The organism is Parabacteroides johnsonii DSM 18315 (assembly GCF_025151045.1).
GTDB lineage: Bacteria > Bacteroidota > Bacteroidia > Bacteroidales > Tannerellaceae > Parabacteroides > Parabacteroides johnsonii.
The window spans coordinates 789282-814456 of the sequence record NZ_CP102285.1 but is presented as its reverse complement, the minus strand read 5'-3'; the positions used below and the strand labels follow the sequence as shown (position 1 = coordinate 814456).

The 25175-nt window shown below is 41.8% G+C and carries 25 protein-coding genes; 11 read left to right on the top strand and 14 right to left on the bottom strand.

The window, feature by feature from the left end; translation table 11 throughout:
- Nucleotides 1-203: 203 nt before the first annotated feature.
- The 3 genes from NQ564_RS03550 to NQ564_RS03540 are packed head-to-tail and all read left to right on the top strand — an operon-like array spanning nt 204 to nt 1790.
- On the top strand, nt 204-461 hold the full coding sequence (locus tag NQ564_RS03550) for a GlsB/YeaQ/YmgE family stress response membrane protein (RefSeq protein WP_008147463.1): 258 nt from the start codon (nt 204-206) through the stop codon (nt 459-461).
- A 36-nt stretch (nt 462-497) separates the two neighbouring features.
- Complete coding sequence (locus NQ564_RS03545; RefSeq protein ID WP_008147462.1) at nt 498-794, top strand: YtxH domain-containing protein; 297 nt, start codon at nt 498-500, stop codon at nt 792-794.
- A 42-nt stretch (nt 795-836) separates the two neighbouring features.
- Complete coding sequence (locus NQ564_RS03540) at nt 837-1790, top strand: manganese catalase family protein (RefSeq protein WP_008147461.1); 954 nt, start codon at nt 837-839, stop codon at nt 1788-1790.
- Between the two features lie 771 nt (nt 1791-2561).
- Here NQ564_RS03540 and NQ564_RS03535 read toward each other — a convergent pair.
- From NQ564_RS03535 to NQ564_RS03495, 9 genes are all read right to left on the bottom strand, one after another.
- Nucleotides 2562-3599, bottom strand: a complete 1038-nt coding sequence (locus NQ564_RS03535) for a hypothetical protein (protein WP_021862113.1) — start codon at nt 3597-3599, stop codon at nt 2562-2564.
- Nucleotides 3600-3688: 89 nt separating this feature from the next.
- Nucleotides 3689-4864 (bottom strand): OmpA family protein, encoded by a 1176-nt coding sequence (locus NQ564_RS03530; protein WP_021862114.1) that lies wholly within the window; start codon nt 4862-4864, stop codon nt 3689-3691.
- 32 nt (nt 4865-4896) lie between these two features.
- Nucleotides 4897-5400, bottom strand: a complete 504-nt coding sequence (locus NQ564_RS03525) for an outer membrane protein (protein WP_008147456.1) — start codon at nt 5398-5400, stop codon at nt 4897-4899.
- A 326-nt stretch (nt 5401-5726) separates the two neighbouring features.
- Nucleotides 5727-6236 (bottom strand): RNA polymerase sigma factor, encoded by a 510-nt coding sequence (locus NQ564_RS03520; RefSeq protein WP_039848057.1) that lies wholly within the window; start codon nt 6234-6236, stop codon nt 5727-5729.
- Nucleotides 6237-6576: 340 nt separating this feature from the next.
- Nucleotides 6577-7752, bottom strand: a complete 1176-nt coding sequence (locus NQ564_RS03515; protein ID WP_008147452.1) for an FN3 domain-containing metallophosphoesterase family protein — start codon at nt 7750-7752, stop codon at nt 6577-6579.
- 23 nt (nt 7753-7775) lie between these two features.
- Nucleotides 7776-9470, bottom strand: coding sequence for a RagB/SusD family nutrient uptake outer membrane protein (locus tag NQ564_RS03510; RefSeq protein ID WP_008158486.1), 1695 nt, complete (start codon nt 9468-9470; stop codon nt 7776-7778).
- A gap of 12 nt (nt 9471-9482) precedes the next feature.
- Nucleotides 9483-12812, bottom strand: coding sequence for a TonB-dependent receptor (locus NQ564_RS03505; RefSeq protein ID WP_129649773.1), 3330 nt, complete (start codon nt 12810-12812; stop codon nt 9483-9485).
- 180 nt (nt 12813-12992) lie between these two features.
- Nucleotides 12993-13973, bottom strand: a complete 981-nt coding sequence (locus tag NQ564_RS03500; RefSeq protein WP_008147442.1) for a FecR family protein — start codon at nt 13971-13973, stop codon at nt 12993-12995.
- A gap of 77 nt (nt 13974-14050) precedes the next feature.
- Nucleotides 14051-14650 carry an RNA polymerase sigma-70 factor gene (locus NQ564_RS03495; RefSeq protein ID WP_021862118.1) on the bottom strand — a complete coding sequence of 200 codons (600 nt, stop codon included), beginning with the start codon at nt 14648-14650 and terminating at the stop codon, nt 14051-14053.
- A gap of 149 nt (nt 14651-14799) precedes the next feature.
- Here NQ564_RS03495 and NQ564_RS03490 point away from each other — a divergent pair, with 149 nt between their 5' ends.
- A complete protein-coding gene (locus NQ564_RS03490; protein ID WP_008147439.1) occupies nt 14800-15045 on the top strand; it encodes a hypothetical protein in 246 nt (81 codons plus the stop codon).
- A 3-nt stretch (nt 15046-15048) separates the two neighbouring features.
- Here NQ564_RS03490 and NQ564_RS03485 read toward each other — a convergent pair whose 3' ends face one another.
- A complete protein-coding gene (locus NQ564_RS03485; RefSeq protein WP_021862119.1) occupies nt 15049-16299 on the bottom strand; it encodes a hypothetical protein in 1251 nt (416 codons plus the stop codon).
- Between the two features lie 107 nt (nt 16300-16406).
- Nucleotides 16407-16652, bottom strand: coding sequence for an RNA recognition motif domain-containing protein (locus NQ564_RS03480; RefSeq protein WP_005635197.1), 246 nt, complete (start codon nt 16650-16652; stop codon nt 16407-16409).
- 402 nt (nt 16653-17054) lie between these two features.
- On the opposite strand from NQ564_RS03480, the gene NQ564_RS03475 reads away from it, so the two are divergent.
- From NQ564_RS03475 to NQ564_RS03445, 7 genes are all read left to right on the top strand, one after another.
- Nucleotides 17055-18347, top strand: coding sequence for an inositol-3-phosphate synthase (locus NQ564_RS03475; RefSeq protein WP_021862120.1), 1293 nt, complete (start codon nt 17055-17057; stop codon nt 18345-18347).
- Nucleotides 18348-18573: 226 nt separating this feature from the next.
- Entirely contained in the window at nt 18574-19047 is a 474-nt protein-coding gene (locus tag NQ564_RS03470; RefSeq protein ID WP_008147431.1) for a phosphatidylglycerophosphatase A family protein, read from the top strand.
- Nucleotides 19032-19538: a GtrA family protein gene (locus NQ564_RS03465; RefSeq protein WP_008147429.1), complete on the top strand. Its 507-nt coding sequence runs from the start codon at nt 19032-19034 to the stop codon at nt 19536-19538. The genes NQ564_RS03470 and NQ564_RS03465 overlap by 16 nt, the downstream gene beginning before the upstream one ends.
- Nucleotides 19539-19555: 17 nt before the next feature.
- Nucleotides 19556-20239: a CDP-alcohol phosphatidyltransferase family protein gene (locus NQ564_RS03460; protein WP_008147427.1), complete on the top strand. Its 684-nt coding sequence runs from the start codon at nt 19556-19558 to the stop codon at nt 20237-20239.
- The gene (locus NQ564_RS03455; RefSeq protein WP_008147426.1) at nt 20236-21171 is read left to right on the top strand and encodes a phosphatase PAP2 family protein; all 936 of its coding nucleotides are present in this window, start codon (nt 20236-20238) and stop codon (nt 21169-21171) included. The genes NQ564_RS03460 and NQ564_RS03455 overlap by 4 nt, the downstream gene beginning before the upstream one ends.
- A gap of 114 nt (nt 21172-21285) precedes the next feature.
- A complete protein-coding gene (locus tag NQ564_RS03450; protein ID WP_039848056.1) occupies nt 21286-22092 on the top strand; it encodes a metallophosphoesterase family protein in 807 nt (268 codons plus the stop codon).
- Entirely contained in the window at nt 22073-22714 is a 642-nt protein-coding gene (locus NQ564_RS03445; RefSeq protein WP_165352353.1) for a hypothetical protein, read from the top strand. Before NQ564_RS03450 ends, NQ564_RS03445 begins: the two co-directional genes overlap by 20 nt.
- Before the next feature lie 81 nt (nt 22715-22795).
- On the opposite strand, the gene NQ564_RS03440 is transcribed toward NQ564_RS03445, so the two are convergent.
- The 3 genes from NQ564_RS03440 to NQ564_RS03430 form a co-directional block, all read right to left on the bottom strand.
- Complete coding sequence (locus NQ564_RS03440) at nt 22796-23425, bottom strand: porin family protein (protein ID WP_008147417.1); 630 nt, start codon at nt 23423-23425, stop codon at nt 22796-22798.
- 30 nt (nt 23426-23455) lie between these two features.
- The gene (locus NQ564_RS03435; RefSeq protein WP_008158500.1) at nt 23456-24109 is read right to left on the bottom strand and encodes a DUF4136 domain-containing protein; all 654 of its coding nucleotides are present in this window, start codon (nt 24107-24109) and stop codon (nt 23456-23458) included.
- Between the two features lie 341 nt (nt 24110-24450).
- Entirely contained in the window at nt 24451-25134 is a 684-nt protein-coding gene (locus NQ564_RS03430) for an OmpA family protein (protein ID WP_008147412.1), read from the bottom strand.
- Nucleotides 25135-25175: the final 41 nt, after the last annotated feature.

The following is a 25175-nucleotide window of genomic DNA, read 5'->3' as shown; positions in this document are numbered from 1 at the left end:
ACATAAAAATAAAACCTTAATCATATGCAAATATGACATTTAAATACACTTAGTATATCCCTACAAAAATAGATGTTAATATCCTCTCTTTACAACAAACAAAAATCTTTTTATGGCTGTTTATTTAATGTGAATCGGGTATGGTACCAACACCTATATTTCACATTATTATTCTTTTATATTAATGCATAAAACTTAGTCATATGTATTTTATATGGTATATTATTATCGGAATCTTAGCCGGTTTTATTGCTGGTAAGGTTATGCGTGGAGGAGGGTTCGGTATCCTCATCAATTTACTGGTCGGCATAGCTGGCGGCCTGTTAGGAGGTTGGGTCTTCGGCCTGTTAGGCATTGCTACGGCGGGCATCTTGGGCAGTTTGATCACTTCTGTTGCTGGAGCTATCTTGTTATTGTGGATCGTTTCATTATTCAAAAGTCCACATAAAACAGATATATAATCAATTATTTATTCATCTTTTAAAACTATTGAATTTATGGAAACAAGTTGTTCAAAATTTTGGCTGGGCCTGGGTTTAGGCTCAATCATCGGTGTAGTAGCTTACCGTTTTAGCTGTTCTTCTAAAGGCAAAATGTTAAAAGAAAAAGCATGCCATGTCCTTCATCGGATGGGTGGTAAAGCAGAAGACATGATTGATTCCGCAAAAGACAAGGTTGCGGAAGCCGGAACAAAAGTGGCCGACAAGGTCGCCAAGGAAACTTTTAACATCGCAGAAAAAGCCGATGATGTGAAAAACAAAGTGCACAATTTTGCCGATAATGCAAAAAAGTAATTGAATGTGCCTCATTAAATGTATAATTAAAACTTTCGAGTTATGTTTTATCATGTAAAAGATTTGCAATACAACGCACGCGTTTCCGCTCCGGATCCACGTTTCGCACGTGTCCTCCTTGAGGCTTTCGGCGGCGCAAACGGAGAATTGAAATCGGCTTTGCAATATTTCGTACAAGCTTTCAGTTGCCATAATCCTCACCCTGACAAATATGATATGCTGATGGACATCGCAACAGAAGAGTTGGGACACCTCGAAATCGTCGGGGCTACCATCCAAATGCTCCTCGGACCTGTAAACGGAAAAATGAAGGACGTGGTGGAAAACATGGAAATCAATATGATGATGAATGGCAAAGGAGCCAAAGAAGATCTCATCCATCAAGCATTCACAAATCCGCAGTTCTTGGTAACTTCCCCCGGAAGTCCCACACTGACAGACAGCAACGGAAATCCGTGGTGTGCTACCTATGTATCCGCTAATGCAGATCTGACCGTGGATCTCCGTTCCAACATGGCAGGAGAATGCCGGGCAAAGATCGGATATGAAAATCTTATACCGCTGACGGATGATCCCTACGTGAAAGAGACGCTCACGTTTCTTATGACACGCGAAGTAACCCATTTTCAACAGTTCGAAGCGGCATTGGAGACCATCCAGCCCAACTTTCCTCCCGGAGTGTTTCAAACCTCCCCCAAATACAGCAACCTGTATTTCAACATGTCCAAAGGCAAAGATGCCCGCGGGCCGTGGAATGAAGGAGAAAGCACACGCTTGAAAGAAGAATGGCAATACATTGACGATCCTTTACAAGAAGTACGAAACACCAATGGGCTCGTCGACCGTAAACCGGCAGGTACATACCGCACGGAAAAAGAGGTCCAGGAAATGGACAATGAACTTGCCAAAGAACGCAGCGAAGAAGTCCTTTCTTCTTTACCCGACGGAGTCATGAGTTGGTGTAACTACCAAGATAAAAAAGGAAACAGAAAATAAACTGTCGCCAAGTAATATATTCACTTTAAAATTTATCAGATTATGAACAAGAAGAATGAAAAAAAGCAGGTAGAAACAAAGGGTACGAAAAAACAGACCCAGACTAAAGAATGCAAGTGCTCAACTTCAGAAAAAAAATCGGCCAAAAAGTAACCGAAACGTCACTTGTAAGTAATTAACCCCTATCCCCGGCGAAGAAAAATGTCTTCGCCGGGATTTTTTATACCCTCTACAAAGCGAAATCACCTCATTGTTTTCGCCTTATGTTTATATGCTTAACCGTAGTATACCAAAGCAACCGCACAAACTCTGCAGTAACAATTTCTTATTTCTATGGACAGGATATTCTTTTTCGTTCCGAATAATTCTTTCTAGAATGCCTATTAATTTTATAATCGGTGTCAGTGATTATAAAATCAGTGGTTGTGATTATATAATCGCTGACACTAATTATATAATCACAACCACTGATTACAGAATTAACAGGCACTTTGATGTTTTTTTATACCTATGTAGATAAGTTTTCTTGCAGTGAGGAAACATCATATCTTATATTATATGATTCATAAGACCGTATTGCTATAAAATGAATTTGGTGCGGCTATCTTGATAGCACGATGGTTGTTTCTACAAAAACTTTATATGGATATGCTTGTACTGAAGGCAAGAAGAGAGAGATTGCTTCTATATAGCACGAACGGGGAGGCTCTTTTATTAGGCCTCCCCGTTATACTAATGAAAGAATCTATTAAAGAAGATATTTCTCCCCAATCACATATCTATTCGTTCCTGCGTTTTCCGGCTACCGTAAGCACCAGCCAAGCTACACAAGACAGCACCGATCAAGATAGCAAAGAAAGATACAAGAGCCGAGCGAGCCGCAGCGTCCGTAGCTTTATCAGCCGCTTCCAGTGCATTTTGCTTCACTTCCTGCCATTCCTGGATCGCTTTATCCAGATTTTGTTCCAGATTTTGAATTTGTTTGTCGGCCTCTGCAGTCGCCTTTTGCATGATTTCCGTATACTGCTTGACCGCCTTGTCTGCTTCAGCTTTCGACATATCGGTATTATTTGCCAATGCTTTGGCAAGATCATTCCGGTCTATGCTTTTTGCCAGCTTATTCGTCTGTTCCTTCACTCGAGCCAGAAAATCTTTAAAAATCTCATCTGCATCTTGTGGAGACGCGATGGCTTTCTTCACAGATTTGCCAAAGTCGGCCTTCACCCCCTCCAACTGCTTCTGCAAATAATCAGGTTGCAACTCTTTCACTTTGCTTTTCACAAGAACCGCACGAATATTTTTTGGCAACTCTCCGTGTTTCAAATCGACTTTAAAATCGATTTCACCGAACAATTCTTTCGCCTGATCCGAAAGAGCGGAGACTCCACCGCCCACAACCGAACCGGTTCCGGAAATAACCCCTCCGGCCACCGACGATGCGGCTCCCAATGCATTCATTGTAAGTTTGGCCGCCCCGGCAGTAAGTAAAACACAGAAAAATGTCCCTACAATAAGAGTTGTACCCCAAACTAAAAAACCATGTATCAAGCCATCCACCCCGGCTAATTTTCCGGCGACGAAACCACCGGCAACCATACTGACAATCAAAGCCACAGCCGTACCTATGCCGACCGTTGTCCCAATCCCAGAGACGGGATTATCAGCAAACGGGTCAAACAAAAACAGACCGATACTGGAGCCTAACACCGATAACAAGATAGAGACAGCCAACACCGTCACTACACCGCCAAAAACACTTCCCCAAGAAACTCTTTTTTTCAACTCAATCAAATTATTTATATGTGTCATAATGCATTTATTCTAATCATTTATAATTCTTGTACTCATAAAAACAGAGAGACCATCTCTGGATTATTCCAAGATGGTCTCTTCATTTTCTATTCTTGTTCTACATAAAGAATCACGGCACGATTCCATTCCGGTTTATCAAAAGGAGGTTCCTTGTCACCGACCCATTCCACCTTTATCCTGTCACGACTGATATTATAGTCGCTGATCAAAATACGGGCTACATTTTGTGCTCTTTCAGCAGAAAGTTTCTCGTTGATCTGACTTGTTCCGGTCTTACGATCCGTATAACCGATCACACGCACCTTGAACTGCGGGTTATCTTTCAGATATTGCGCAATATTGTAAATATTAACCCCCTGATAAGGATCTACTTTCGTTTGATTAATCTTAAAGAGAACCACATTGTTTATCAATGGATTATCCTCAAACTCAACCACCTTTTCGGTTATCACCTCAGGTTCAGGGCAGTCCGGGCAGTCCACTGGACGTTGTGCCAACTCCTGATTCTGAGCATACAGTTCATTAATCCGACTGTTCAACGCATCGATTTCCTGAGGATTTCTCAACTCCGCTTCCGAGAAAGCAGCCGTCTTTCCTAAATTAAAGATCAGTCCGGCCGATGCGGTTCCCAAGATATCATAATTGCCACTGCTCTTGACTTGATTGAACTCGCTTCTGACAGCCGTTGCTGCAAACTCGATAGAAAGAGTCACTCGATCGGATAGTTTGAAATTGTTGATAATACCGGCATTGAGCGTCATGCCATTCATACGGGTATGCCCGCCTGCATACGTCGGTTGGTTCGTATAGTCCCATCCAAAAGCCCATCCGAAACCGACATAAGGTACAAGGCTATATACACGATCCGAACTATACTTCATGAAATAATCAGTCATGCTCCACATCAAATCCGCTTGTACCGTCGCAAACCTATTACGTGACATGATAGTCGCATTATCATTGAATGTATGCAGATTCGTCAAACCTGCTCCCTTGATACGTGTTCCCAAATAAGGATTGATCCATTTACCGAACTGAACTTCCGGTGCCACGGTAAACCGATGGAAGAAGTCGGCATCACTATTTCTGTCGCCAAAATAAATATTGGCGCCTGCACCTGCTCCAATAAACCAATGATCCCAGAAACCATTATTGATAAATGTTGCTTTACGGGCAGGTTCCGAACTTTGACCTTCTTTCGATTGGGCAAAAGAGATCTGTATGATGCTACAAAGCACCATAATAAACAAATACTTCTTCATGATTGATTTTTTTGTGATAAAAATAGCCGGGATCAAAAACGATATCCCCAGCCGAATGCTATTACGGAAGAATTGTCTTTGCCAAAGACATATTTATATTCGACATTAAGAAAATTACGCGAATTGAGATTATAGGTCAATCCACCTCCCACGTTAAAACCAAAATTTGTAGAACTGTGCGAATCCAACGTAACCTCTCCTTCTTCTCCTTTTACGGTCCGTTTCCCTTGGAAATTATTTTGCAGGTTAAATCCCGCCAAAGGATAAAGCGACAAATGATCTTCACTCAAATCAAACACATAATGTGCGTTGACATCTACATCCAAACCTGTTGTTTTATCTTTCGGGAAAAAGAACATCAGATCCGGTGCCAAACGAACATGATCCGTCAAATTGTACCGTCCTTGAACGCCTAACATCACACGTTTAAAATCCGTCTGATAACCAAAATTCCCCAACAATGAGAAATTTCCTTTTTGGGCAAAAACGCCAATAGATGTTATCAGCAAAAATACTATAAAAAGAATCTTTTTCATCTGAATAATTTTTAATTATACACTTCTTTAAACACTTGGAGCAACATCAAATTCATATTTTAATATTATTTCCGATATTACTCTCGTAAAACACAAGCATATTAAGCTTATTATTTACAAATAATCACCAACAAATTTATTTCAAACAATACCCTCCTTCTTAAAAAATTACCTACAAATAAATCTATTATTGCAATAAAGACTATATATTTTTATAGAATAACAACAGCATTTTTTATTTTGTTTCCTACTAATAAAAACAAAACCAATATCCTAAGTTTTTTCAGATTCATATTAGTTTTGAAAATAATAGTATTCAATCATATTCATGCATATTGGTAATCTTTCAGTGTATTTTGTAATTCCTTGCGTGCAAAAAAGATACGACTCTTTACCGTTCCCAAGGGAAGATCCAGTTCTTCTGCTATCTCATGATATTTATAACCATTCAGATACAATGAAAACGGAATTTTAAGCTCACTACTGAGCCCAGCAACAACTCTTGTGACCTCCTGAATCTGGTAAATCTTATCCGGAGAACCCGAAATAGAATCATTGGGAACATTCAGATTATACAAATCCGCATTTTGGTCAACGATACTCTGTACACGAACAACCTTATGATAGTTGTTTATAAAGATATTACGCATTATGGTCATAACCCAACCAGCAAAATTGATATTATCTACAAACTTTTCCTGATTATCCAAAACTTTCAGCGTCGTATCCTGCAACAGATCCAAAGCGTCATCCCTATTAGCAGTAAGTTTGATGGCAAAACTCATCATGTGTTCCTGTAGACCGACCAGTCTTTGTTGAAATTGCATCCTATCCATATATTTATTTTTTTGTTAAAAATTTTACCTGCCACAAAACTATACTTCTCCTCTTTATCCATAAGTTCAAATTCGTCCGAAAAGACTCTGGATTCGTTTTTTATCCCTTTGTAAGATACATATCGGACGATTTCGTACATTTTTACTATAAAACCTGATCCCTACTAAATATTCACAGTAATCTCTATGAACCTATCTATATCCCTAAAAATGAAATCGTTCTATAAAAAAACAAGAGAATATGATAAAATATCGGATAAGACTAAATACATTAAGTGCGATTACTCGGATTTCTACCCGAGTAACCGCACTCATATAAATTAATACTGAATTATGAGGATTATTTTGCCGTATATGACTTTTTTGTCACGACTTTGCCATCCAAATCAAGTACTACCAGATCCATCTGGTTACCATTAGTCTCCACAGAAACCACACTGTTATTTGAATTTACCAATACAGGGAATTTAATCCCGGCACTCGGTTCCTCATATTTGTTCCGATGGAGGTGTCCGCACAGCATCAGATCAACTCCGAGTTCATTCAAGATAGGAACGAATTTCTTTAATACGTCTTTCTGCCCATGCCAGATATTGAGATCAGCGGAAGGGGGCATATGTGCAATGACAACTTTAAATTTAGCTTGCTTGAAATCTTCATTTTTATACAATTCTTTCATCCATTCCACCTGATCCGTACGATAACCGTCATAATCAGTAATACCGCTGTACTCGATATCGGAATCCGGTTTGTCTTCCCCCGTATCCAACATAATGAAACATACAGGCCCCTGTCTGAAAAGATAATACAAAAACGGTTCTTTGGGTGAAAAATATTTTTGGAAGGAAGTGGCAAACTCACCACGGGTTTCATGATTACCACGAGCGTAATACATAGGCTTCTCCGATGCGAACAAGTCGATACTTTCTTTCATGAATCCATTAAAGATCGTTTGCTCGTCTTTAAACTCCGAAACCATATCCCCGTTGAAAATAATCAAGTCTTTATCCTTGTAGTTTGCATTATTCAACAGTTTCGTAATAATGTTCTCACGTCCGTGAATATCATTGATCATCGCAAAAGAAGTCTCTTTCTTATCCGGATCACACGTTGTAAACGTCAAGGCCTTCTTTTTGTAAACATCCGAAGCAGCCACACGTCCGTATATGACATTAATTCCTTCATGCGACAATACTTCTTGAGCATAAATACGATAACGATAGGTTGTTCCGGGAGTCAACGCTTTTACCTTCACAGCATGCAGCAAGGATGTATTTTTAACACCGTTGGTCGTATCGAAATATTTAGGCCGCTCTTCTCCATAATAATGAGTTCCATCATCCGGAGCCAATTCTACCCAGCCGATAGACGGCTTATCCGCTACCCAGACAATAGTTGCCTCATTCTCTTTTACATTCTGCAGATAAGGTCCGTAAAGGATCTTTATTTGCGCAGTTGCCACCTGAGTGGCAACTGTGAATAAAAGGATATATATCAAGTTTCTAATATATCTCATTGTAAATATGTTTAATTTTTCTGTTAATAACCATCATTCTGAACTAATTGAGGATTTGCATCCATTTCCGCCTGCAGTATAGGCAAATGGAACTGCTTCTTATCGAAATAACGAACTTCAACCAATCGGTCTTCACGAGGAGCATTCACATCGATCACGGCGCGACGGTCCGGATCCGGTTCATCATAGTCGACAGTACCACACAAACGATACAAGTCACCCGGCATAACAGTCTCTGCCACTTTCTTTCCGGTTTTAGCTCCACTCTTGTCGTATTCATCCCATCGAACGATATCTTCAAATCTGAAACCCTCACCGGCCAATTCTATCGTGCGTTCCCTTCTTACCAGTTCGCGAACTTTGGCTTGTGTATCATACTTAGAACGGTCAACAGCGATATGGCCTCCTCGCAAACGTAACCGGTCGATGATATTCATAGCTTCCTGCAAATCCTGATTCAGCTCGACCAAACATTCTGCTTTCGTCAACAATATTTCCGCATACCGGAAGATGATCGGACACAAGGCATCATCATTCATGGATGTAGAATATTGTCCCTGGTTAGGATACAAATATTTAGCCCATAGCATACCAGTATGGGACGCATTATCTGCCGCCGTATAATAATCCTTATTAGAAGAACCGCCCGGCAAAGTCTTGTCAAGAGTATTGAAAATTCGCGACACGCCATTGCGTCCTATCCAATCCAATCCGGAATAGATAACCGTATTTTTCAATCGCGGATCACGATTGTAGAACGGGTGAACCGGATCATAGCCGGAACCAGCCTCATCGATCAACTTGCCATCCGCCATTTCAAACATATCCACCATGTTTTGGGTCGGTACAAAAGAGGCCCAACCACCATCCGAATTGTTATAGAAACGGATGACATCACCATAAGCATAAGTCGTCTGGACATGTTCATAGGTACAAATAATTTCTTTCGAATTTTGTCCGGACATAGAAAACATATTCAGAAAATCAGGATCCAGTTCGTATTGGTTCAGAGCAATCACTTTATTTGCAGCATCCAACGCCTCCGAATAATTACCCCATAACAAATTAAAACGAGCGATCATCGAAAGAACCGTACCTTTGGCAATGCGTCCTTTTTCGGCCGGCTTCTCCGCTATATGTTCAGCACTCCACATCAAGTCGTTCATGGCATGTTCTTTCACTTTTGCTTCCGGTTCACGCGGAAGTTTGGCATCGTCAGCCGTTGCAGGCACAAAATCCATAATAACGGCATCTCCATACCAGGTTGCCAGGTAAGCATGACTATATCCCCTAATTGCCCGTACTTGTGCCAGAAAATCATTCTTCTCCGTTTCCGTCATAGCAGAAGCCGGAACCAAGTCAATATTTTCGATTACGAAATTACAACGGCGTATCGTTTCATACTGCCTCCAATAATTCGGGGCCGCAGTAGGAGAAACACTCCCCCTCCCCATGTTTCTCATGTTAGAAGCATTCGTATAATTGAAACCGATATCCGAATAGCTATCTTCATAAAAAATAAATTTCGATCCGACATAGTTATTAACCCACCAGTTGTAGGCAGCGGTTACAGCGGCATCGACATCCTCGGAAGTATTCCAAAATGTGTTTGTCGTCAACTGATCTTTCGGATTCAAATCAAAAAAATCATCACAAGAAGCAAATACACCTGTCCCTACCAGGCAGACTGCAAGACCTAATATATTTTTCAGTTTCATATATAAATCCGTTTAAAAAGTTACATTAATACCGAATGAATGGCTTCTGCTTATAGGATAAACATCCAAGTTGCCCGACGGCGATTCTGGATCCGCATTGAATGGCAGACTGTCGAACGTAAACAGATTTTCGCCTGTATAGTAAATCTTCGCATTAGCTATTCCTAACTTACTCGTCCAAGTTTTCGGTAACGTATAGCCGAAATTGACATTCTTGATACGCAGGTAATTCGTGTTCATACACCAGAAAGATGAATTTACGCGCTGCGGGGAACTGATCGAGTTTTCCTCAAGGAACAGACGTGGCCATTCCGCATTTGTATTTTCAGGAGTCCAAGCATCCAACCAATTCGTACTCGGGTGTGAAGTATCACCGATAAACGAACCGACAACATCTCTTGAGAAGTAACGGTTTGTTCCTGTCACACCTTGCATAAACACCGACAAGTCGAAATTTTTCCAACCTGCACTCAGTGTCAAACCAAAAGTCGTTTTAGGTTGTTGCGTACCTTTCACCACCCGATCTTTATCCGTCAACTTTCCATCGCCGTCCGCATCTTTGATCCGGAAATCACCACCTTTGAACGGCAGAGACCATGGGTTGCCATACTGTTTTTCGTAAGCGGCAGCTTCCTCGTCGCTTTGGAACAACCCATCTACTTCATACACATAAAATGATTGATAAGGTTCGCCAATACGATTAATTGTATAACCGTCGATGATCTCATTGACACCTGCCAAATCCAACAATTCGTTTTTATTGTAGGAGAAATTCGCATTAACTCCCATTCTCCAGTCCTTATTGAAGGAATGGTTCCAGGCAAAGCTTGCTTCCACACCGCTATTACGTAAAGAACCTTTGTTATCCTGATACGTCCCCGATATACCGAATGTATCGGAAACTGGAATATCCATAATAATGTCGGATGTTTTACGGTTATAATATTCAACACTCAGCATAAACTCGTTCAAAAAATTCGCATCAAAGCCGATTCCCCAGTTTGTCGAATTTTCCCAGGAAATAGTCGTAACCTTATGGCTTACGACCGTGATACCCTGATGAACAGTTCCACCGAACGGGAAGTTTTTACCAATATATAAAGTAGGCAAATAAGGATAATACTCGTCCTTCACCGCATCCTGGTTTCCAAGCAAGCCCCAAGATCCTCTAAATTTTAAAGACTGCAACCAGCCTCTCGTATTTTCCATAAAATCTTCTTCCGAAATACGCCATCCGGCAGAGAAAGACGGGAAGTATCCCCAACGATAGCCCTTTGCAAAACGGGAAGAAGCATCAGCACGGAAATTGGCTTCCAACAGATATTTGCCTTTGTAGTCATAATTGAGACGTCCGAAATAAGACAACAAAGCCAGTTCACGAGAATAACCACTGTTCGTTTGTGTCGAAGAATCACCACCGTTCAAATCAGTCACTTCACTGTTCGGGAAACTTTTACGGAACGCTTCCAATTTCCGGTAATCATATTTTTCCACCTTATAACCTGCCATTGCCTTGAAATGATGATTTTGGTTAAAAGTTTTATCATAATTCAACAAAGCATCCAATGTATAACGACTCCACCTCGAAATCGTTTCAGTCAACTGATCAGGTCCGTGATAGTTGACATCGTCATACCAACACTCCTTACGGTAATCTTTCGTTTCCTTTATATCCGTCACATAAGCTCCCTGCAACGTAAAGGTCAACCCATCTATAATATGATAGTCAAAGGCCAATACACCAGAGAAATTTTGCTGTAGATGATATTTCCGGCTATTAATGTCAACCCAAGCAGCCGGGTTTCCGTCCGATATAGAGCCGTAAGAACCATCTTCCTTCTTATATGGAATCCAAGGAGCTATACGATCTGATTGACGTATCAATTGAGTAGAACCACCTCCATAAGACGCGTTCGGTTCGGAATAGTCGTTATGGATAAAAGCCATATTAGTCCGCATGGTAAATTTATCCGACAATTTGATATCCAGATTCGTTCGCAGATTAAACTGCTGGCGATCCGAATTCTGCAATGTACCTTCCTGCCCTAAGAAACCAGCAGAAGCCATATATTTCACATCTTCCGATCCCCCACTGACATTGAGGTTATGCTTATGCATAAAACCAGTCCGGTAAATATAATCTGTCCAAACTGTATTCGGATGTCCATAAGGATCCGTTCCATCCTGAAATAAACGGAGATCCTCGTCCGTAAAACGGGGAGATGCCCCATCTTGAGTCAACAACTGGTTATACAGACGGGCATAATCATAAGAACTCAGACGGTCAATCAAAGTCGACACATTCGAAAAACTGACATTACCATTATAAGATACAGACGCTTTTCCGGCTTTCCCTCGCTTGGTCGTAACCAGGATTACACCATTAGCCGCCTTAGAACCGTAAATAGCAGCTGAAGCGGCATCTTTCAACACTGAAATCGATTCGATATCGTTAGGATCGATCGAATCGAAAGTCCCAGTTTCAATCCCATCCACCAGAATATAAGGATTAGCATTGTTCAAGGTACCGACTCCACGAACACGTATGGTCGAACCATCGCTACCGGGTTGCCCTGTTCCAGATGTTATCGTAACCCCCGGAGTCAACCCCTGGAGAGCAGAAGAGACATTCGTCACAGGCCGATTGATCAATTCGTCCTTGCCAATCGTGCTCACCGCTCCTGTCAGGTTTACTTTGGTTTGCGTTCCATAGCCGACAACGACTACCTCATCCAGATTCTGTGTATCTTCGTGAATTGTGATTTTATAATCGTTTTTCCCTTTCGCTACGGCAACCTCCTGATCTACATAACCGATATAGGAAATCATCAATGTCGCACCGTCTTCAATCCCCTCCAATGTAAAATCACCGTCGACATTTGTCACCGTACCGACACCGGCACTTCCTTTCACAATGACATTTGCCCCGATAACAGGAAGGCCGGTATTATCGACAACCGTACCTCTGATTGTCCTCTTAGTCTGTTGAACACTTGCAAAAGACACACTTTTTGCCTTTGCGTTATCTTGCAGGAAAATTCGGTTATCGACTATTCGATAAGAAATATCCGTATTCTTAAAGACTTTCTTTAAAACACTTTCGATGTGTTCATTTTTTACACGGACGGATACTTTTGAGATTTCTTTACTTAAGATAGATTCATCATAAGAAAATTCATAGCCAGTTTGCTGGCTGATACTTTGTATAACCATACCTACAGTTGTCCTGTTCAAAGACAATTCCAGATTCACATACAAAGTATTCGCTTCATTTACCGCCATTGCAGGCGATGTTGCGACTAAGAATGCAGATAATGTCGCAATAGATACTTTTTTATTCATACCATGTGATTCGTTTTTGTTAGTACTATAAAAAACAGTTAACTTTTTACCGGATACATCCGTACCCGCCAACAACACTTCCCATACCGGACAGCATTTTTTAATTAACCGCTGCAAAGGAATATCCCCGATATTACGGAACTGTTTACTTCAGATTACATTTCAATTTCCCATAGACGTTCATTTTTTTGTTTGTTTTTCAGATATATAAATTTCGGAACTCTCAATCCGATAAGTAATCGGTGCCAAATAGCAAAGCTGCTCCAAAACATCCGGCAAGCGCTCGTCTTCATTGATCACGCAACGAAACCTGCGTTGAGCCAGCCTCGACGACTCGATGTTTACATTTACATTATATTTGATTGATAATTGATTGGCGATTTCACGAAGTGTAGTATTTTCAAAAACCAGTTGGTTAAAGCGCCATGTAGCACAGACATTCACATCGACATGATCCGTAAAGCAGGTATTTTCATCCCAAGAATAGGCAACCCGTTCTCCCGGATTCATTTCTAAAATTTTCTTTCCGTTCAGAGTATGCAGGCTGACACTACCTCTTACTAAAACGGTTTCTACAGACTTATTTTCAGCGTTAACATTGATATTAAAGGAAGTTCCATGTACCTCTACCTTCACATAATCGGTAGCAACGATAAATAGTGATTTAGCATTCTTTGCGATGTCAAAGAATGCCTCTCCTTGCAAGGAGACCGTCCGGTTGACGGCACTGAATGACTGCGGTATTTTCAATACGGAATTCCCCCTCAACCAAACAACCGAGCCATCATCCAACGTTACTTTTTTCACGCTTTCGCTATCTCCTAAAGCGATAGTCACATAAGTTTCCGGCTTAAAATAATTCCATCCGACAGTTGAAAACGAGACAAACAGCAAGATAATAGCGGCATATTTCAACAAAGAACGGGCAATTCGGTAACGCCTTGCTCGGTTAATCCGGACATTCACCTTTTCCAAAGCCATATCTATTCGCTCGCCATCCGCATACTTAGCCGCATTCCACGAAAGACGCAAACGTAACACTTCTGAAAAAACAACCTCATTCTCAGCCGACAAATCACGCCACCTCATCACCTCCTCCATTTCTTCCGGGGAAAGGCTACCGATCAGATATTTTGCCAAAAGTGCGTAATCAAATTCCATTTTTCACCTTGTTATATAGGCAAAACGATCAAAGAGGAAAAACTACTGAGCAAAAATGATTTTTTTCGTTTATCTTATCAAGCGTGTATGCCATGCGAAAGGAAAACGGCACAAAGCATATAATAATCATTCCTGGACATATGTCCCTTTAAGAACCGGAGCGCCAAATACAAATGACTCTCCACCGTACGTTGCGGCATCCGGGTTTGCTCCGCAACTTCTTTAGTCGTCAGCCCTTTTATATAAGTAAGGATAAAAACTTCACGACGCTGTACTGGCAGATGTTCCAGCAATTCATACAAATGGCGATAGAAGTCTTTAACAGAAAGCTCCTCAATAACAGGATTGTCGCCTTTCAACAGATCCTGATAATCTTCCAAATACTTCTCGTAAGTATGAGAATGGTATTTTTCAATCGAGAGGTTTTTCTTGAAATAGTCCAGGCAACGAGTATAAGCAGATTGAAAAAGATAGGAATGGAAACCATCACTGACATATAGCTTTTCACGGTTTTCCCACACATACAGGAAAACATCCTGGACAATATCTTCTGCCGCCTTTTGCTCAACCATAGAAGCAACATAAGCCATCATCCGGGGATAGTAGTAGCGGAAAACACCATTAAAGGCTTCTCTATTCCCTTTCTTCAATTCATACAATAAAGAAATATCGAACATATTACCAGCGATTTAAGACCATTCAATTAACATCTCGCCTACAAAAATAATAATATTTTTACAAACTTTGATTATTTACCGACATTCTCCTCCAATAAAATGCAAAGCAATGGTATTTTTTATACTTTTGCAGATAATACTTTAAAAACATGAATAATTTCACAAAATACATCTGTGCGGGACTGGTTATTGTCTTACTCGTAATACAAACGATCATAATTATGGGATTATATGGAAACTTCAGCGATCCCCTCAACGAATTGTCTGACTGCACAAGAGACCAACTACCGCAACTAATCAATCTATTCACGATAATGATCGTCACGAATTGGGTTATCATCGCAGCACTACTTTTCACCCTGTTCCGCCTGGACAGAAAGCCGGGCAACTATTAACTCTTAAAATTTCTTTATCAGGAAAGACGGATTTACCCTCAGATAAATCCCGGCAGAGAAACTGGTTTTGGCAAACGATTTATAGCCGTCCTGCTCAGTGCCGCGAAAAACGACAGGCAGATGTTCATATATATCCAGATCGATACCAAGCGAGAAGCCTTTTGCCAATTCACGCGAATACTCCAAACCAAAATAAACACAGGAAGGATCATCGAAAGTAAGACCTTCATCGGATGTCGAGACAGCTCCATAAAACGGACTGCCGAACATGGAAATAAACTGATGGCATCTCCAATAGGACGTCTTCACACGGAAATCGTAAATATCGGCAGACGCACGTGCATACACACCATAGCCATTATCGAAAGGCCACAACTTACCGGCCTGCTGATAATAGCCGGCAGCATCCAGTTCCACATTTACACTCTTGAATATCTTATGCCCCGTGTTCCACACTCCCCCAATTCCGACAGCACCGTTCATCAATGTCTGGACAGAATTGGTCAGGATCGTATCGATCTCTCCTCCTCTGTGCTGAGCCAAAGCTTGCAAAGGAGCATAGAAATGAAAACGCGAATCCGGATCGTTAAACTTGAAACGAGTAGACAACCCGACCGTAAAAGCTTCTTGATGGACATCATCTCTAAAAATAAAACTTTCCCAGTTCACCCACGCATCCAAATCGAACCGGCGGGAATGATACAACAATTGTAATCCCATCTCCGGATCGGCAACCATATTCAACTCCGGATTGTACAATGGCTCTATCAGATTATGATTGGCCGCCCCATACAAATCGCCCAGCACGATATTCACATGATCAGACAAGGCCACCTGCGCCCGGAACCAGGGAAGTGCGTGAAAGCCTTTCTGGTACTGATCACCTTTCCAATGCGCAATATCCTGATAAGCCATATTGGGATAGCGATTCGCCCCCCAAAAACGTTGCAAATGAACACCTGCTTCGAGTTTCAACATTTCCAACGGGTAATAGACAGCCTTTGCCTGTAACCAAAGCCCCGGCAACGTATAACCTTTCATAAACGAACCGGTATATTCATCATCTTTAAAGAAACTCAGGTTATCTATTTCAACCGAAAGTTCCCCTTTCTTTCCCGGATCGATCCGGTAATCGGTCTTGAAAACGCGGTCCGGAATCTGAGCATGAAGTGTATGGACAAATGAAGTTCCCGCCAAACATAGCAGGAGGCACAAGCTGATACGCAAACAGGAAATATTTAAAAGACTTTTCATCTACTGCAAATTTAAGTGCAAACGTAACAATTAAAAAGGAATAAACGAAGAACGGGGATATAGAATCTTGTCCATATCCCCGTTCGTATACTTTGATGCTATTTTTATTAGCGTCTCGGTGTTGCTTCTTTTACAACCATCTGGCGTCCTTCGTATTCAGCGCCGTTCAATTCTTCGATAGCGTTTCTTGCTTCGTTTTCGTTAGGAAGTTCTGCGAAAGCAAAACCTTTAGAACGACGAGTGTCACGGTCAATAATCAATTTAACTGATTCAACTGTACCGTACTCTTCCAAAACCTGTTGTAAGTCTGATTCTCTAACCCGATAGTTCAGGTTACCAATGTAAATATTCATACAAAAAATGATATAAAATAATTAATAAAAAAATTTGAAACAATAAAACTTTTAGGAAAGATCAATGTCTGCTAAATCATATTCTCTATGAATATTAAATCGGAGATAAAGAACTACACAAACAGTTTTGCTTGTCGGCTACAAAGGAAAGCATTAAAAATGGATATTCCACCATAAAACCGAGAAATTAATTCATAACAATTCAAAAAAGACACATAAAAAAAGACTTTTCCTCAAGAACATCCTTATAATCATAGGAAGTTAAAAAAAGAGGCTTCGATACATTAATATGTAAAAAAGGCCTATTTTATAGTATTTCTGACCAATTAAGCCGACATATAGTTTTTTATGTCTCAACCAGAAAGCCTAATTTTGTCCCAATCATTTTGAACTTAATTTGACATGGAAAAAATCGAAGTTAAAGAAGCCAAAGGCAAACTTGGCATTCTGGTTGTTGGGGTAGGTGGTGCAGTTGCCACTACCATGATTACAGGTACGCTGGCTGCACGTAAAGGATTGGCAAAGCCTATCGGTTCAATCTCACAGTTAGCGACAATGCGTTTAGAAAACGGAGAAGAAAAAGCGATCAAAGATATTGTACCTCTGACCGACCTGAATGACATCGTTTTCGGCGGATGGGACATTTTCCCTGATAATGCATACGAAGCGGCTATGTACGCAGAAGTCTTGAAAGAAAAAGACTTGAACGGCGTAAAAGACGAATTGGAAGCAATCAAGCCGATGCCGGCCGCATTCGATCATAACTGGGCAAAGCGGTTGAACGGCACACACATCAAACAGGCTGCCACCCGTTGGGATATGGTTGAACTGCTTCGCCAAGATATCCGTGAATTCAAGGCTGCCAACAATTGCGAGCGCATCGCCGTCTTGTGGGCTGCAAGTACAGAAATCTATATTCCGCTATCTGGCGAGCATATGTCTCTTGCCGCTTTGGAAAAAGCAATGAAGGACAACAACACGGAAGCCGTTTCCCCAAGTATGTGCTACGCTTACGCTGCTATCGCAGAAGGCGCTCCGTTCATCATGGGTGCTCCCAACCTATGCGTGGACACTCCCGCCATGTGGGAATTCTCTAAAAAGATGAATGTGCCTATCTCCGGTAAGGACTTCAAGAGCGGACAGACTTTGATGAAGACAGTATTGGCCCCGATGTTCAAAACCCGTATGTTAGGAGTAAGCGGTTGGTTCTCCACCAACATCTTAGGAAACCGTGACGGCGAAGTATTGGATGACCCCGCAAACTTCAAGACAAAAGAAGTCAGCAAGCTCTCTGTCATCGACAACATCTTCGAACCCGAAAAATTCCCGGACCTGTACGGAGACGTATATCATAAGGTACGCATCAACTACTATCCACCCCGCAAAGACAATAAAGAAGCCTGGGACAATATCGACATCTTCGGCTGGATGGGTTACCCGATGGAAATCAAGGTAAACTTCCTTTGCCGCGACTCCATCCTGGCTGCTCCTATCGCACTCGACCTGGTGTTATTCAGCGATCTGGCCCTGCGTGCCGGTATGTGTGGTATCCAGACCTGGTTGTCTTTCTTCTGCAAGAGTCCGATGCACGACTTCGAACATCAGCCCGTACATGACCTCTTCCAGCAATGGAGAATGGTTAAGCAGACGTTGCGCGAGATGATCGGAGAAAAAGCCCCTAACTATCTGGACTAAAATTCAGGGTAATACAAATTTAGTTTCCCTATAATGTGACTAATGTTTCATTATAGGAAAACTTTTGTTTCATTATAGGGAAATTTTAGTTTCATGCCCATGAAACTTTTGTTATATGCCTATGAAACTAAAATTCCATGCTGATGGAATTCTCGATATAACTTTCTCCCGGATAAAGGAGAAAGTTATATTATTTTTATAACTTTGCACGCATTTTACTGACAGAATGAAAAGAGTTCCACTAATTCATATTATTATTGCAACAGGCTTTGGTTCCGGTTTTTCTCCGCTTGCTCCGGGAACGGCAGGAGCCTTGTTAGCTACGCTGATCTGGCTTGCATTGTCGTGCGCCGTATCCCCTACTCTGCTTCTTATTATAACCGCGTTATTGGTCGGTATATTTACGATTGCCGGCATCCGTTCGGCAAACGCAGTCGAACCTATTTGGGGAGAAGACCCTTCGCGGGTAGTAGTAGACGAAATGGTAGGTGTCTGGATTCCGCTTTTGGCAGCACCGGCCGGTAACTTGTGGTATGCACTGGCAGCATTCGCGCTATTCCGCCTGTTCGATATTTTCAAGCCGTTGGGTATACGCAAAATGGAAAATCTCAAGGGAGGAGTCGGAGTAATGATGGATGATATTTTGGCTGGAATATATAGCCTCATCCTGCTAATCGGTGCAAGATGGTTGATTGGATAAAGAAGAGTGCAAGAGCGTTTTCGGAGAAAGGCGGGATATTTATGTTCATACGAGCCCAATTTTCTTCGCAGATTGCCAGTGCGACAGACTTTCTGGTCACGATCTTATTGGTCAAACTATTTGGAATTTATTACGTGTATGCGACTTTCACCGGTTCTGTCTGCGGCGGGATCGTGAACTGCATCATCAATTACAAATGGACATTCAAATCCAAAGAATGCAAGAAACGGCATGTAATGGTAAAATACCTGCTGGTCTGGATCGGCAGTATCTTACTGAATACTTGGGGGATCTACTTCATGACGGAAACGATCAGCAAGAATCCCTGGGTCCAGGAAACCCTGAAACATTATATCGACGACTTGTTCGTCTTTTCCAAGATAGTAGTCTCGCTGCTTGTCGGATTTCTTTGGAACTATAATATGCAACGTGTCTTTGTCTACAAGAACTGTAGGATCAGGGGCCGTTTCCAGAGAGTGAACTCAAAATAAAAACAAAATAGTTAGATATGAAATTCAAAGTTTTTAGAGATTGGTTGCAACAGACGATCTATAAGATCATCAACCCAATCGTACATGGGATGATTAAAATTGGGATCACACCCAATTTTATTACGACGACAGGATTAATCCTGAATATTGTGGCTGCCTGCATATTCCTTTATGCCGGAATGAAGGGAGAACGAGGTGATTTCTACTACATCGGCTGGGGTGGCGGCATCATCCTGTTTGCCGGACTGTTCGACATGATGGACGGACAGGTGGCGCGTATCGGCAAAATGAGTTCCACATTCGGAGCCTTGTACGATTCGGTACTGGACCGCTACAGCGAACTAACTGTTTTCTTCGGGATCTGTTTCTATCTGATCAATCAGGGATATGTCATCAGTTCGATCGTCGCTTTCATTGCTTTGATTGGCTCACTGATGGTTAGCTATGTCCGTGCCCGTGCCGAAGGATTGGGACTTGAATGTAAAGTTGGTTTCATGCAACGTCCCGAACGCGTGGTGTTGACCGGGTTAGGTGCTCTTTGCTGCGGAATCTTCGCACCCATGATGGAAAACAACGAGACATTCGAACCGATCATGATATTCGTCATTCCCTTGCTGATCGTTGCGATATTTTCCAACATCACGGCATTCGCACGCCTGAACCACTGTCGTAAACTATTGAGCAGCAAAGATAACGAATGAAAGAGACTATTGTACTCCCGTCAAGAAAGGAGGCAGGGACCGTTATCAGCCTGACAGCGTTGTTTCTTTTGCTGACAGCCGTATGTATCGGATTGCGCCCGGAGCATGTATTCATGGTCGGCCTCTATCTGCTCCTCTTCTTCGCCAGCAAGACCACCCGTAAGTTGGCTGTAGCCTTGTTGCCGTTTGCTCTTTTTGGCATTTCATACGACTGGATGCGTGTTTTCCCAAACTACGAAGCCAACCCGATTGATGTGGAAAGTCTGTATAATCTGGAAAAAAGTCTGTTCGGTATAAACGATAATGGAAATATCCTGATTCCTTGCGAGTATTTCGCGATTCATAATTGCCAGATAGCGGACTTTCTTGCAGGCATATTTTATCTCTGCTGGGTTCCGGTTCCGATCGCTTTCGGGCTGTGGCTCTATCTCAAGGGGGATCGTAATTTGTATCTTCGCTTCTCGATGGTATTCCTGTTCGTCAACCTGATCGGTTTTGCCGGATATTATATCCACCCGGCAGCTCCTCCTTGGTATGCAATCAATTATGGTTTCGAACCGATACTCGACACACCGGGCAATGTTGCCGGTCTCGGTAGGTTCGACGCATTGACCGGCCTTTCGATCTTCGATTCCATCTATGGCCGCAACGCAAACGTATTCGCGGCAGTTCCATCATTACATGCCGCATATATGGTTGTGGCACTATGTTATGCGATTATCAATAAATGCAATAAATTTGTGATTATCCTGTTTGCCATCATCATGGCTGGAATTTGGGGAACAGCAGTTTACACTTCACATCACTATATTATAGATGTGACCTTGGGAATCTGTTGCGCCCTTTTAGGAATCCTGCTTTTCGAAAAAGGATTGATGAAGACAGGCTGGTTCAAAAATTTCTTCAACCGGTATTATAATTACATTAAATAATGTGCCAATGAGAGAGTTTCTTCGTATTGGCACATTATTCATTGCATCTTGACCTTTTTTGAAGTAGCATGACATCCTAACTTTGCCACAAATACAAATAAAAGTTAGGATGTCATGTATAAACAAACTCTACCATTATTCCTGTGCATACTCTTGTCTGCATGCGACCTGATCGATTACCATCCGTATGACGGCCGGCTCACCATTTCCGAACGCGATATCAACAGCAACAACATCCCGCTTATCGAGGCAGCAACAAAAGATAAAGACACGATCCGCTTCGTCCTGATGGGCGACACCCAACGTAGCTACGACGAGACGGAAGATTTCGTAAAACATATCAATACAAAAAAAGACAGTATCGATTTCATCATACATGGAGGAGACTATACCGAGTTCGGTATGAAGAAAGAATACGAGTGGGCCGTCGATATCCTGTCGAAGCTCGATATCCCGTATGTCGGATTGATCGGTAACCATGACGTAATCGGCAATGGCGACCAAGTTTTCAATAAATTGTTTGGGAGAGAAAACTTTTCCTTTATCGTCCGGGACGTCAAATTCGTTTGCCTTAACACCAATGCGATCGAATACGACTACTCCCACCCTGTTCCCGATTTCGGTTTCCTGAAAGAGGAACTGCAAGACAGTACCCGCCATTACAGCCGCACGGTCATCGCCATGCATGCACGTCCCGGAAGCGAACAGTTTGATAATAACGTAAAAGACGTATTCCAACTATATATCCGCGAATTCCCCTCTTTGCAATTCTGCCTGAATGCGCATAACCATCAATTACAAGTGGAAGACCTTTTCGACGATGGGATCATCTACTATGGCTGTAGCAATATAGCCAAACGCAACTACCTATTATTCACCCTAACCCCAGACGACTACACGTATGAAGTTATCGATTTTTAAATGGATGTTCCTATTTCTTTTCCTGACCGGCACCTTACAGGCACAGGAGAAAATCGAGGATGATGTGCGATACAAGAAACGCGTGGAGAAATATATATCCAGATGGGAAAAACTCATTCCCCGTTATACCAAACTACAGTTTGCCGGATCAATGGGCATGCTTTCACTCGGAACAGGTTGGAATTATTATCGTAACCACTGGGAAACAGATGTATATTTGGGGATAGTTCCCCGCAACTCGGACCGCCATGCTATGGCAACCCTTACACTCAAACAGAATTATTATCCCTGGAACATCCGTATCGCCGACAAGTTGTCTTTCGAACCTCTCGCCTGCGGTGTCTATATCAATACTCTTTTAGATCGCGATTTCTGGGGCAAGCAGCCGGACAAATATCCGCAAGGCTATTACTGGTTCTCTACTCGCATCCGTACCCATGTTTTCATTGGAGAGCGATTCACATTGAAGCTAGACACAAAAAAGAGCTGGCATAAATCCATCTCTTTCTTTTACGAACTCAGTACCTGTGACCTATATCTGATAAACAAGATCGGGAACGGTTACCTGAAACCCAAAGACTATCTGAGCCTCTCGTTCGGTCTCAAACTACAAATCTTGTAAAGCAAAAAACGGGAGGTGTCATTACGACAGCCTCCCGTTCCCCATAAACTACATAAAACACTTAAAAGAACAAACTTCGCATTAGAATGCAAGACCTAAACGGATACCCCAGTTATTCAATCCATCGATCGAATAACTCAGGACTTCTCCTTTATTAGTTGCATAATTATAGTAGGCAGCAATATGCAGACCGATCTGTTTCTGAGGTGTAAAATACATATTCATACCGATTTCAGGAGACACATAGAAACCCCAGTTACGGTCGTATACTTTCATTACATTCATATAAGTCGACATTTCACTATAGCTTGCACCCAACTGCACACCAGCATAAGGCTGGAACTGACTTTCGGGAGCTACGTTGTAACGAAAAGCTGCACCAAAAGGCAACTGAAAGATAGAGTGCTGCTGATCGGAAGTGATGGCCGATGTAGAACTTACCGGCAATGTCTGACGATCGATATACTTATTGTTGGTATGGTAAGAGATAAATGCACCTACCGAGAAATTAGGAATTACATAATAACCGGCTTCCGCATGTGCTCCCCAACCACTTGTCTTGTCTGAGAAATCCTGACTGAATGGAGAGTTGATCTGCCAGTCAATATTAAAATACATGTTCTTTACAACCTGGGCACCAGCCAGGGAAGGTATCGCTAAACAGGCAACAAGTAAAGCGATTAATTTTATTGATTTATATATCTTTTTCATAAGACTCAAATTTATCTAATTCGCGTTTAATTATTTTTTCAAGTACGGTGACTGTACAAAAGCCTGCTCGATAGCACGAGTAGAAAGTTCGATATTTACCTTGTCGGAACCGGACAGCAAGCCAGTCATGTAAGCAGTCCAAAGAACCGGAAGTTTAGCATCCGTAGATTTTGGCAACGGAGCCTTCAAGTTAACCAGTTCAACCAATAAAGAACCTACGCTATAGCTGTATACTACAGGATACGGATAATACCATCCATTCCATGCACCAGTCCAGTTACCCCAGTAGCCGTACCACCAGTTATATCCCGGATACCCCCACCACCAGTATGGATTGTCATGATAGTTTGTAAAGTAATTTACATTTTTCACAAAAGAAACCTGCAAACCCAGATCCGCAGATTCTTTATCCGATGCGCGTGTGTAACCACGGCCTTCCATGCCACTAACCAAGGTAGAGACGATATCGTCAGCTTCAGTCGCACTCCAGAATTCCGGTTTTTCACTGTTACCGATAACCATTACACTATCAGGGATGTAGAAAGTTGTAAACGATTCGAAATTAGCATCCTTGTTGTGATCTGTGAATACTACGAAATCATCGCTTAGTTTTGACATGTCTGGATCCTTCTGGCAAGACGCCAGTAAAAGAACCAATAAGAAAAAAGGAAGAATCTTTTTCATCTCATTCAACGTTTAAAACAGTTTATACTATTATTTGTGCACTTATATATAAGTTACTATTTAAACAACATGAACTAAAAAAGGTTTGCATTCTCCCTTTTCAAGAGTGTTAATTAACTTGTCTGAAGATTTTGGAACGGTTATAAACGACTGTTAATACAAAGGCAAAGGAGGTATCAAAACAAAATCCTACTTACTGATAAACATAATTTAGGCACGGATACACGGAAAACACAGAAAGAAAATTAATTTATCCGTGTAATTCCGTGAAATCCGTGCCTAAAAGATCGTAATAAAGAGGGATTAACATACCTCCTTATGATCCAGAGTTCTATAATTTCTTATCGCAATGTTCCTTGCTGTGCTTCCTGTACCATTTTTGAGTTGGGAAGGATAAGGATTTCCACTCGACGGTTCAACGCACGTCCCTCAGGAGTGCTGTTGTCAGCAACCGGTTCATGTACTCCCTTGCCTTCATAAGTCATGCGCTTACTGCTCACGCCTTGGTCTTCCATCAGATAATCGAATACGCTCTTTGCACGTTTTTCAGATAATGTTTGGTTGTAATCAACCTTTCCTGTATTATCCGTATGCCCTATGATTTTTATGTCTGTATCCGGATTTGCATTCAAACTGGCAGCCAAGTCACGCAAAGCACTCTTGGAAGCGGCACTGACAGTGCTCGAATTGGTTGCGAACAAGATACCCGAATCAAAGGTGACTTTCAGCGCCTCACCGTTGTTGATGGTCTCGACAGTCGTTTCTTCCGGCAGCGTAGCTTCCAGTTCCTTCTTCTGTTTATCCATCTTTTTACCGATTAGGGCACCTGCAGTACCGCCCACGGCAGCACCGATTATCGAACCCAATGCAGTATTACCAGCCAAAGCACCGACTCCGGCACCTACTGCCGCACCTCCGCCGACTCCGATAGCCGTACCTTTAGCGGTATTGTTCCATGTTCCACAACTCGTAAAAACGACTGCCATACAAAGCAGCAAAACTGATAACAACTTAAAATTTTTCATCTTCTTATTCTTTTATAAACTATATTGTAACTATACAACAG

What these genes read in the sequence shown, in the direction of transcription:
- NQ564_RS03545 (WP_008147462.1), top strand. Translation starts at nt 498, where the DNA reads ATGGAAACAAGTTGTTCAAAATTTTGGCTGGGCCTGGGTTTAGGCTCA.
- NQ564_RS03505 (WP_129649773.1), bottom strand. Translation starts at nt 12,812, where the DNA reads ATGAATAAAAAAGTATCTATTGCGACATTATCTGCATTCTTAGTCGCA.
- NQ564_RS03460 (WP_008147427.1), top strand. Translation starts at nt 19,556, where the DNA reads ATGAAATTCAAAGTTTTTAGAGATTGGTTGCAACAGACGATCTATAAG.
- NQ564_RS03490 (WP_008147439.1), top strand. Translation starts at nt 14,800, where the DNA reads ATGAATAATTTCACAAAATACATCTGTGCGGGACTGGTTATTGTCTTA.
- NQ564_RS03515 (WP_008147452.1), bottom strand. Translation starts at nt 7,752, where the DNA reads ATGAGATATATTAGAAACTTGATATATATCCTTTTATTCACAGTTGCC.
- NQ564_RS03465 (WP_008147429.1), top strand. Translation starts at nt 19,032, where the DNA reads ATGGTTGATTGGATAAAGAAGAGTGCAAGAGCGTTTTCGGAGAAAGGC.
- NQ564_RS03430 (WP_008147412.1), bottom strand. Translation starts at nt 25,134, where the DNA reads ATGAAAAATTTTAAGTTGTTATCAGTTTTGCTGCTTTGTATGGCAGTC.
- NQ564_RS03530 (WP_021862114.1), bottom strand. Translation starts at nt 4,864, where the DNA reads ATGAAGAAGTATTTGTTTATTATGGTGCTTTGTAGCATCATACAGATC.
- NQ564_RS03440 (WP_008147417.1), bottom strand. Translation starts at nt 23,425, where the DNA reads ATGAAAAAGATATATAAATCAATAAAATTAATCGCTTTACTTGTTGCC.
- NQ564_RS03450 (WP_039848056.1), top strand. Translation starts at nt 21,286, where the DNA reads ATGTATAAACAAACTCTACCATTATTCCTGTGCATACTCTTGTCTGCA.
- NQ564_RS03470 (WP_008147431.1), top strand. Translation starts at nt 18,574, where the DNA reads ATGAAAAGAGTTCCACTAATTCATATTATTATTGCAACAGGCTTTGGT.
- NQ564_RS03455 (WP_008147426.1), top strand. Translation starts at nt 20,236, where the DNA reads ATGAAAGAGACTATTGTACTCCCGTCAAGAAAGGAGGCAGGGACCGTT.
- NQ564_RS03540 (WP_008147461.1), top strand. Translation starts at nt 837, where the DNA reads ATGTTTTATCATGTAAAAGATTTGCAATACAACGCACGCGTTTCCGCT.
- NQ564_RS03475 (WP_021862120.1), top strand. Translation starts at nt 17,055, where the DNA reads ATGGAAAAAATCGAAGTTAAAGAAGCCAAAGGCAAACTTGGCATTCTG.
- NQ564_RS03445 (WP_165352353.1), top strand. Translation starts at nt 22,073, where the DNA reads ATGAAGTTATCGATTTTTAAATGGATGTTCCTATTTCTTTTCCTGACC.
- NQ564_RS03435 (WP_008158500.1), bottom strand. Translation starts at nt 24,109, where the DNA reads ATGAAAAAGATTCTTCCTTTTTTCTTATTGGTTCTTTTACTGGCGTCT.
- NQ564_RS03495 (WP_021862118.1), bottom strand. Translation starts at nt 14,650, where the DNA reads ATGTTCGATATTTCTTTATTGTATGAATTGAAGAAAGGGAATAGAGAA.
- NQ564_RS03535 (WP_021862113.1), bottom strand. Translation starts at nt 3,599, where the DNA reads ATGACACATATAAATAATTTGATTGAGTTGAAAAAAAGAGTTTCTTGG.
- NQ564_RS03520 (WP_039848057.1), bottom strand. Translation starts at nt 6,236, where the DNA reads ATGGATAGGATGCAATTTCAACAAAGACTGGTCGGTCTACAGGAACAC.
- NQ564_RS03485 (WP_021862119.1), bottom strand. Translation starts at nt 16,299, where the DNA reads ATGAAAAGTCTTTTAAATATTTCCTGTTTGCGTATCAGCTTGTGCCTC.
- NQ564_RS03550 (WP_008147463.1), top strand. Translation starts at nt 204, where the DNA reads ATGTATTTTATATGGTATATTATTATCGGAATCTTAGCCGGTTTTATT.
- NQ564_RS03480 (WP_005635197.1), bottom strand. Translation starts at nt 16,652, where the DNA reads ATGAATATTTACATTGGTAACCTGAACTATCGGGTTAGAGAATCAGAC.
- NQ564_RS03525 (WP_008147456.1), bottom strand. Translation starts at nt 5,400, where the DNA reads ATGAAAAAGATTCTTTTTATAGTATTTTTGCTGATAACATCTATTGGC.
- NQ564_RS03510 (WP_008158486.1), bottom strand. Translation starts at nt 9,470, where the DNA reads ATGAAACTGAAAAATATATTAGGTCTTGCAGTCTGCCTGGTAGGGACA.
- NQ564_RS03500 (WP_008147442.1), bottom strand. Translation starts at nt 13,973, where the DNA reads ATGGAATTTGATTACGCACTTTTGGCAAAATATCTGATCGGTAGCCTT.